This is a genomic window from Pandoraea sp. B-6 (assembly GCF_000282835.1).
Lineage (GTDB): Bacteria > Pseudomonadota > Gammaproteobacteria > Burkholderiales > Burkholderiaceae > Pandoraea > Pandoraea cepalis.
Map to the genome: position 1 here is coordinate 17,635 of NZ_KB290561.1, position 8,266 is coordinate 25,900.

8 protein-coding genes and 1 tRNA gene are annotated in these 8,266 nt (G+C 63.1%); 5 read left to right on the plus strand and 4 right to left on the minus strand.

Going from position 1 to position 8,266, the window contains the following annotated elements; genetic code table 11:
• The 4 genes from A985_RS26650 to A985_RS0122245 all read right to left on the minus strand — a co-directional run.
• Positions 1-987, minus strand: a 987-nt coding sequence (locus A985_RS26650) for a sulfate adenylyltransferase subunit 1 (protein WP_232424711.1), incomplete at its 3' end; no start/stop codon positions are given.
• Between the two features lie 99 nt (positions 988-1,086).
• On the minus strand, positions 1,087-2,034 hold the full coding sequence (gene cysD / locus A985_RS0122235; RefSeq protein ID WP_017235586.1) for a sulfate adenylyltransferase subunit CysD: 948 nt from the start codon (positions 2,032-2,034) through the stop codon (positions 1,087-1,089).
• A 129-nt stretch (positions 2,035-2,163) separates the two neighbouring features.
• Positions 2,164-2,880, minus strand: a complete 717-nt coding sequence (locus tag A985_RS0122240) for a phosphoadenylyl-sulfate reductase (protein WP_039830697.1) — start codon at positions 2,878-2,880, stop codon at positions 2,164-2,166.
• Between the two features lie 103 nt (positions 2,881-2,983).
• Positions 2,984-3,760, minus strand: a complete 777-nt coding sequence (locus A985_RS0122245; RefSeq protein WP_017235588.1) for a sulfite exporter TauE/SafE family protein — start codon at positions 3,758-3,760, stop codon at positions 2,984-2,986.
• A 132-nt stretch (positions 3,761-3,892) separates the two neighbouring features.
• On the opposite strand from A985_RS0122245, the gene A985_RS0122250 reads away from it, so the two are divergent.
• The 5 genes from A985_RS0122250 to A985_RS26655 all read left to right on the plus strand — a co-directional run.
• Positions 3,893-4,834 carry a CysB family HTH-type transcriptional regulator gene (locus A985_RS0122250; protein WP_017235589.1) on the plus strand — a complete coding sequence of 314 codons (942 nt, stop codon included), beginning with the start codon at positions 3,893-3,895 and terminating at the stop codon, positions 4,832-4,834.
• Positions 4,835-4,989: 155 nt separating this feature from the next.
• The gene (locus A985_RS0122255) at positions 4,990-6,159 is read left to right on the plus strand and encodes an ABC transporter substrate-binding protein (RefSeq protein WP_017235590.1); all 1,170 of its coding nucleotides are present in this window, start codon (positions 4,990-4,992) and stop codon (positions 6,157-6,159) included.
• 7 nt (positions 6,160-6,166) lie between these two features.
• Positions 6,167-7,051, plus strand: coding sequence for an NAD(P)-dependent oxidoreductase (locus tag A985_RS0122260; RefSeq protein ID WP_017235591.1), 885 nt, complete (start codon positions 6,167-6,169; stop codon positions 7,049-7,051).
• A gap of 120 nt (positions 7,052-7,171) precedes the next feature.
• A tRNA-Leu gene (locus A985_RS0122265) sits at positions 7,172-7,256 on the plus strand.
• A 108-nt stretch (positions 7,257-7,364) separates the two neighbouring features.
• On the plus strand, positions 7,365-8,266 hold a 902-nt coding region (locus tag A985_RS26655; protein WP_017235592.1), incomplete at its 3' end, for a DUF6538 domain-containing protein.

The window sequence follows — 8,266 nt, forward strand, 5'->3', positions numbered from 1 at the left end:
TTTGCGCGACGGCGCCAGCGTGGAGGCGCTCGCCACCAACGTGTCGCCGCGCGACACATCCACGTCTTCCGTCAGACGAATCGTCACGCACTGCCCCGCAAACGCTTCCTCGAGCAAGCCGCGCGGCCCGATGATCTCTGCGACGCTCGCCGTGCGGCCTGCCGGCAACACGCGCAGCGCCTGACCGACACGCACCGAACCCGATTCCACGCGCCCCATGTAGCCGCGGAAGTCGTCGGCATGAGCGCCGTCCTGACGCGCCACCAGTTGCACCGGGAAGCGCAGTTCGCCGCCCGACTGCGCGACCGGCAGCGATTCGAGCATGTCGAGCAACGGTTCGTCCTGATACCACGGCATGCGCTCGCTCGCGTACACGATGTTGTCGCCCTTGAGCGCGGAGACGGGCACGAAGCGCACGTCCGCCAGCCCCAAGCGCTGCGCCAGATCCAGATAGGCGGCGCGAATGGCGTTGAACGCTGTCTCGCTGTAGTCGATCAGGTCCATCTTGTTGATGGCGACAATGACGTGCTGAAGGCCCAGTAGTTTGACGATGGCACTGTGGCGCTTCGTCTGCGCAAGCAACTCCGTGTGGCCGTCGACTTCGGTCACGCGCGTGGCGTCGACCAGAATGATCGCGGCATGCGCCGTCGATGCCCCCGTGACCATGTTGCGCGTGTACTGCTCGTGGCCCGGCGTGTCGGCGATGATGAACTTGCGACGCGCGGTCGTGAAGTAGCGATAGGCGACGTCGATGGTAATGCCCTGCTCGCGCTCGGCTTCAAGGCCGTCGGTGAGCAGCGAGAAGTCGATGTCTTCGCCGGCGGTACGTTTGTGCTTGGCGCGTGCGATGGCGGAGAGCTGGTCGGTCAACACCGACTTGCTGTCGTACAGCAGACGGCCGATCAACGTGCTTTTGCCGTCGTCGACGCTGCCTGCCGTGATGAAACGCAGCACGCCGAGGTCTTCCAGATGCGGGGTGAGGCTCATGATGTCTTGACTCGATTGCGTGGCCCCTGGCGCGGCGACTCTGCGCGCCCGGCGGGCCGATGTGTCTGTACTTAGGGCGGATGGCGGCGGTTCGGCGCCTTAGAAATAGCCCTGCTTTTTGCGCTGTTCCATCGCGGCTTCCGATGCCTGATCGTCCATGCGGGTGGCGCCGCGCTCGGTGATGTCGGTCACGGCCGTCTCGGCAATGATCTCCACCGGGCTGGCGGCAACGCTGGCAACCGGGCACGTGCAACTGATGTCTCCGACGGTACGGAAGCGCACCGACGCCAGTTCGCTCGACTCGTCGTCCTGCTTCGGCGTGAGCGGCGTGACCGGCACGAGCAACCCGTTGCGACGCACGATTTCGCGCTCATGCGCGTAGTAGATCGACGGCAGGTCGAGGTTCTCGCGGGCGATGTATTGCCACACGTCCAGTTCGGTCCAATTCGAGATCGGGAACACGCGCAGGTGCTCGCCTTTGTGCAGACGCGCATTGAACAGGTGCCACAGTTCCGGACGCTGCGCCTTCGGATCCCACTGACCGAATTCGTCGCGGAACGAGAAGATGCGCTCTTTTGCGCGAGCCTTCTCTTCGTCGCGGCGCGCACCGCCGATCATGGCGTCGTAGCCGTGTTCGGCAATGGTTTCGAGCAGCGTCACGGCCTGCGCCGCGTTGCGCGAATCGTTCTCGCGACGCAGGCGGACCGTGCCGCGCTCGATCGAATCTTCCACATGACCTACGACCAGTTCGGCACCGAGCGCCTTTGCGTGACGATCGCGGAACTCGATCACTTCCGGATAGTTGTGACCGGTGTCGATATGGACGAGCGGGAACGGCAGTACCGTCTTGCGGTTCGGGCCAAGACCAAAGGCCTTGAGCGCCAGGTGCAGCACCACGACCGAATCCTTGCCGCCCGAGAACAGCAGTGCGGGTTTGCGGCACTCCGCCACGACCTCGCGCAGGATGTACATCGATTCGGCTTCGAGCCAGTCCAGATGATCCATACGCGAGCCGTTGGCTTGCGCGACTTCGTGCATCGCACCCATAGTGTTCCCTTCCTTGATGATTCCGAAATTTCCGTGATTCGATTCGTCACGATGCGTCGCCGCTTGAGCTCGTCACATCGTCATATGTCTTGCGGGTTCGCCTGATCCGCCTGCGCCGTGCCCGATGCCTCAGCTCGACTGCACGGACACCGGGATCTGGCTCAGGTTGCTTGCATGCAATCCGCATTCCTTGCTGTCGCGCGACTCCCACCACCAGCGCCCGGCGCGGCTGTCTTCCCCCGGGCGGATGGCACGCGTACACGGCTCGCAGCCGATGCTCGGGTAGCCGCGCGCATGCAGCGGGTTGACCGGCACGTCACGCGCCGTCAGATAGGCCCACACCTGCGCTTCGGTCCAGTCGAAGATCGGGTTGTACTTGGCGATGCCGCGGGCATCGTCGTGCTCGGCGAACGCCAGTTCCTCGCGCGTGACCGACTGCTCGCGTCGCTGGCCGGTGAGCCAGGCGTCGGCGTCGGCCAACGCGCGGCCCAGCGGCTCGACCTTGCGAATCTGGCAGCATGCCTTGCGCAGGTCCACACTTTCATAGAACGCATTCGCACCGTGCTCGGCCACATACGTCTCGACGGCATCGGCCTGCGGCGCGTACTGCGCGACGTCGTACCCATAGCGCGATTTGATCTGATCGAGCATGCCCAGCGTCTCGGCATGCAAACGCCCGGTATTGAGCGTGAAGACGGTGATCGGCAGTTGCTGGCGCAGAATCACATGCGTAACGAGCATGTCTTCAGCGGCCAGACTGCTGGCAAACTTCACATTGCGATGCGAACCCGCGATGCGGGCGAGGCGCTCGGCCAGCACGGCTTCCATCTCGTCGAGCAGCGCCATGTCCTGATGCTCGGCATCGGCCCCGTTCGACGGTGTAGTCGCTTGCGTGGGTTCCCAGCGGGATTCGTTTCGCATGTCGCGAACTCCTTGTTGTCTGTGTGGGTCAGCCGACCAGCTTCACTGCCGCGAGCGTGAGCGTTGCCGCCAACGCCCCGCGCACCACGCGCTCGGGCAGATGACGGGTGAGCTTTGCACCCAGCCAGATCCCGGGCAGCGAGCCGATTAACAGACTGCCGAGCAGTGCCCAGTGCACCGTCCCGAGCCAAATATGACCCAGCGCCGCAATGGCCGTCAGCGGCACCGCGTACGCGATATCGGTTCCGGCGACTTCGGCCGGTTCCAACTGTGGGTACAGCATCAGAATCAGCGTCGCGCCAACGGCACCGGCGCCAATCGAGGAAATCGTGACGAGCACGCCGATCACGGCGCCCACCAGCACGGTGGCCGCGACTTGCTTGCGGCCCGTCAACTGCCAGTTCGGGTGGGTGCGCAGCGCCGCCAGCAGCTTGGCGCGGAACAGCAGCGAGAGCACCGTGAGCAGCACCGAGGCCGCGATCGTCAGCTTGATGACATGCAGCGCCGCGTCGTCGATGCCGCCCAGGCGCTTCAGGACAACGATCGTCACCAGCGCCGCCGGCAAGGCGCCGAGCGTGAGCCTGCGCACGATGTGCCACTTCACGTGGCCGTGTGAGCGATGCGCGACCGTGCCGAAGCTCTTGGTCACCGCCGCAAACGCCAGATCGGTACCGACCGCGACCGGCGCCGCGTAGCCCAGCAGCAGCGTGAGCAGCGGCGTCATCAGCGAGCCCCCGCCGACGCCGGTCAGACCGACCAGCAGGCCGACGCCAAATCCGGAGAGGGGTTCGAGCCACAGCGACATGTATGACGTTCCTGTTGGTGCTTAATGCCTGGCGGGAATAACGTTATCGAAACAGTGGCACCCACTGTAATGAAAACGCTATATACTTCAAACGAATTAAAAATTGTTTGTATATTTTCGAAAGTTATACAAATGAACCTGCACCAGTTCCGCTTCGTGCGCGAAGCCGTTCGCCAGAATTTCAACCTGACCGCTGCCGCCAAGGCGCTGTTTACCTCCCAGCCGGGGGTTTCGAAGGCCATCATCGAGCTGGAAGAAGAGCTTGGGGTGGACATCTTTGCCCGGCATGGCAAGCGCATCCGCAATCTGACCGAGCCCGGGCGCATCATTTTCGAGTCCGTCGAGCGAATCCTGCTGGAGGTAGAGAGCCTCAAGCGGATCGGCAAGGACTACGCCGCGCAGGATCAGGGCAGTCTGGCGATCGCCACGACGCATACGCAGGCGCGATATTCGCTGCCGCACGCGGTGGCCGAGTTCAAGAAGCGGTATCCGAAGGTGCGGCTCTCGATCTTGCAGGGGAGCCCGACGCAGATCGCAGAAATGGTGCTGCACGACCAGGCGGATCTGGCCATCGCGACCGAAGCGATTGCCGGCTATAAGGATCTGGTGTCGCTGCCTTGCTATCAATGGCAGCACGTGGCCGTGGTGCCGCCGGATCACCCGCTGCTGCAACTCCCGTCCGTCGGCATCGAGGATCTGGCGAAATATCCGCTGATTACTTATGACCCCCAATTCGCCGGCCGCGCCAAGATCGATCAGGCCTTCGCGCTGCGCCATGTCCAACCGGACATCGTGCTCGAGGCGATCGACGCCGATGTCATCAAGACCTATGTCGAATTGGGGCTTGGCGTGGGGATTCTGGCGGGGGTGGCGTTCGATCCCGAGCGCGACCGTAACCTCCGGGCGCTCCAGGTCGGGCACCTCTTCGGCACGAACGTGACGCGCGTCGCCCTCAAACAGGGCGCCTATCTGCGCGGCTACGTGTTCACGATGGTCGAACTGCTCTCGCCGATCCTGACGCGCAAGCTGGTCGAGCAAGCCTTGCGCGGCGAACACGAAAGTTACGAGCTTTAAGCCCTCCAGGGGCGTTGGGGAAACATAGCGCGCCGACGCCCGGTCACCGGGCGTGCCGCCCCTCGCATTCCGGGGTGAGCCTGGCACTATTTTTCTTCGCTGGCCGAACGCAAGCGGTGCGGTATGCTTACGCGATTCGATCAACAGGAGACCCCATGCGCTCACCTCTTCGCGGCATCCGCCTGTCGGGCGTGCTGCTTGCCCTGACCCTTGCCGGTGTTGTGACGGCGGCTCGCGCCGATATCACCGTCGGTATCGATCTGTCGTCGACCGGCCCGGCGGCCGCCATCGGTATCGCCAGCAAGAATGCCATGCAGCTTTGGCCCGACCATATTGGCGGGCAGAAGGCGCACTACCTCTTTCTTGACGACGGCACCGACCCCGGTACGGCCGTGAAGAACGCGCGCAAATTCATCAGTGAGAACAAGGTCGACGTCATCGTTGGCCCGAACATTACGCCGAGCGCACTGGCCATGCTCGACCCGATTTCGGAGGCCGAGACGCCGATGATCACCCTGATCGGTTCGGCCGTCGCCGTGGAGCCGCAGGATGCCAAGCGCCGGTGGGCCTTCAAGATGGCCGCGAACGATTCGGCGATGGCCGACGTGATGACGCGCTACATGGCTAACCACGGGATCAAGACGGTAGGCTTTATCGGCTTTGCCGATGCCTACGGCGAGAGCTGGTGGAAAGAGTTCTCGAAGTTTGCCGAACTTCGCAAGCTCAAGGTCGTGGCCCAGGAGCGTTTCAACCGCACGGACACGAGTGTCACGGGCCAGATCCTGAAGCTGATGGCGGCCAAGCCTGACGCTGTCCTGGTGGCCGGATCGGGCACGCCGGCGGCGTTGCCGCAGCGCACGTTGCAGGAGCGCGGGTATGCCGGGAAGATCTACCAGACGCACGGCATCGCCACGTACGACTTCGTTCGCGTGGGGGGCAAGGACGTGGAAGGCACGCTGTTCCCGACTCAGCCGGGTGTGGTTGCCAAGACGTTGCCGGCCGGGCATCCGGCGCGCACGGCGGCGTTGGCGTTCACCAAGCAGTACGAGGCCAAATATGGCCCCGATACTGTCACGCAGTTCGCCGCCGACGCCTATGGCGTATGGGATCTGCTCAACGACGCCGTACCGCGCGCCGTGAAGGTGGCGGCACCGGGCACGCCGGCATTCCGTGTGGCGCTGCGCGATGCGCTCGAATCCACGCACAATCTCGCCATTCCGAACGGCATCATGAATCTCAGCCCGAAGGACCACGTGGGGCTCGATCAGCGTGCCAGCGTGATGGGGCAGATCAAGAATGGAAAGTTCGTCTACGTCTCGAATTGATCCCGGCATGACGACATACACCATCGCGTTTATCGGGCTGGGCGCCATGGGCGGCCAGATGGTTCGTCATTTGATGGCCGCGGGGCATCGGTTGCGCCTCTACGCGCGCCGGCCTGAGGCTGCGGCCCCGTTCGTCGCGCAGGGCGCAGAAGTGTTCGCAACGCCCGCGCAGGCCGCCGCCGATGCGGACTTCGTCGTGACCAACGTCACGACGACACAGGACGTGGAGGCGGTGCTGCTTGGGGCGGATGGCGTAGTGCATGGGGCGCGGGCGGGCACAATCTGCGTGGATCACAGCACGATTTCGGCGGAGGCGACGCGGCGTATGGCCGCGCGCCTGGCGCTTCACGAGATTGTGCTGGTGGATGCGCCGGTGTCTGGCGGGCCATCTCGCGCGGCCGACGCCTCGCTATCGATCATGGTCGGCGCGTCGAATGACGTCTTCGAGAAGGTCAAGCCCCTGTTGTCCGTGTTGGGCACGACGATCACGCATGTGGGCGACGTGGGGGCGGGTCAGGTGGCGAAGGCGTGCAATCAGATCGTGCAGGTGATCAATATCCAGGGCATTGCGGAGGCGATGCTGTTCGCGGCGCGCAACGGCGTGGATCAGGACAAGGTCATCGAAGCGATTTCGCAGGGGCTGGCGGGCAGTCGAATGCTCGACATGATGGGGCCGAAGATGGCCCATCGCGACTTTGCGGCGGGCATTGAAGCGCGCCTGCACGACAAGGATTTCGCGATGATCCTGGACGCCGTGGCCGACGCAGGGCTCTCGCTGCCGGCGCTGTCACTGGTGAAAGCCCAGCTGACGGCGCTGATGGAGCGCGGCTGGGGGCATGACGACACGTCGTCGCTGCTGCGCGTGCTCGAGAGTCAACAGCAAGTTCATTGAACACCGACGGGGCGGGCTTGTGGCCGCGAAGAATTTCGGTCATAATCTCGCCTTCGTCCGGTGAGCCGTTAGGTTCATTGAACGAGTCACGCTGCGACACCGCTCGGTGAACGCACACCTGCCCAGGTGGTGAAATTGGTAGACGCAGGGGACTCAAAATCCCCCGCCGCAAGGCGTGCCGGTTCGATTCCGGCCCTGGGCACCACAATCCCGGCCAGGGGCACCACGAAATCCCAGTATCCATACGGGTTTCCAGCAACTTAACGCCAGCACTGATGAGGTTTGTGGGGTAATCCTATGGGATATACTCCTCGTGAAGCTGACTCTCGGTGTCCTACGCGTGTCTCTTAAAAATGCCTTCCTCCGTGGTGGTGTCATTTACTACCAGCGAGCAATCCCGAAAGACTTGCAGGGCCGCTACTCCGCCAAGCTGGTGAAGACCAGCCTAGGGACTGGCGATGTCCTGATCGCCAAACGGAAGATCGAACAGATCAACCGCGAACTCGAAGCGGAATGGGCGCTCATGCGCGGACACCCCGAAGCGACCCCGAAGAGCATCCAAGGGCAAGCCATAGAGTTGCTCCGTAAGTGGGGCCTGTCTCCCGATCCAACGCCGGATGATGCCGTCGCCGTAGAATTGTTTCGCGACCATCTCGATGAAAAGCGGGAACGCTACGCAGACGGAGACGAAACGACCTATCGGGATGCCGATGGCAGTGAGTACCTAAACCCGGTCGAAATCAAAGCCGCGCAAATCATTGCGGGCACCGCTAAGCCCGTCCTCACAGATGCTCTTGAGTTGTATCTTCAGGTCCACCCGAAGCGCTCCGACGAGCGTTTTGAGGGACATACGCGGCTCGTGTTCAAGACGCTCACGGATGTCGTCGGAGACAAGCCAATTGCAGACCTGTCACGAAGTGATGCGCATAAGTACGTCGCGGCTGAGATAGACCGTGGGGTGAAGACCGGCACCGTCAATCGCTACATGAATACGATTCGGGCAATCATCGGCACATGGTTGCGCGAGAAGGAATCGGACAAGCCTAACCCGTTCACCCGCATCCCAATCCCGGAGAACGGCGGTGACGCGAAGAAGCGGGAGCCATTTACAGAGGCAGAACTGCGGACGCTCTTCGATGCGTGCGAGACCAAGGACGATGATGTCCGGTGGTTGACTGCCATTCTGGGTGACACCGACGTCCCCCCGTATTCAGT

Coding starts and splice junctions, on each gene's coding strand:
- cysD (WP_017235586.1), bottom strand. CDS start 2,034: ATGGGTGCGATGCACGAAGTCGCGCAAGCCAACGGCTCGCGTATGGAT.
- A985_RS0122240 (WP_039830697.1), bottom strand. CDS start 2,880: ATGGCGCTGCTCGACGAGATGGAAGCCGTGCTGGCCGAGCGCCTCGCC.
- A985_RS0122245 (WP_017235588.1), bottom strand. CDS start 3,760: ATGTCGCTGTGGCTCGAACCCCTCTCCGGATTTGGCGTCGGCCTGCTG.
- A985_RS0122250 (WP_017235589.1), top strand. CDS start 3,893: ATGAACCTGCACCAGTTCCGCTTCGTGCGCGAAGCCGTTCGCCAGAAT.
- A985_RS0122255 (WP_017235590.1), top strand. CDS start 4,990: ATGCGCTCACCTCTTCGCGGCATCCGCCTGTCGGGCGTGCTGCTTGCC.
- A985_RS0122260 (WP_017235591.1), top strand. CDS start 6,167: ATGACGACATACACCATCGCGTTTATCGGGCTGGGCGCCATGGGCGGC.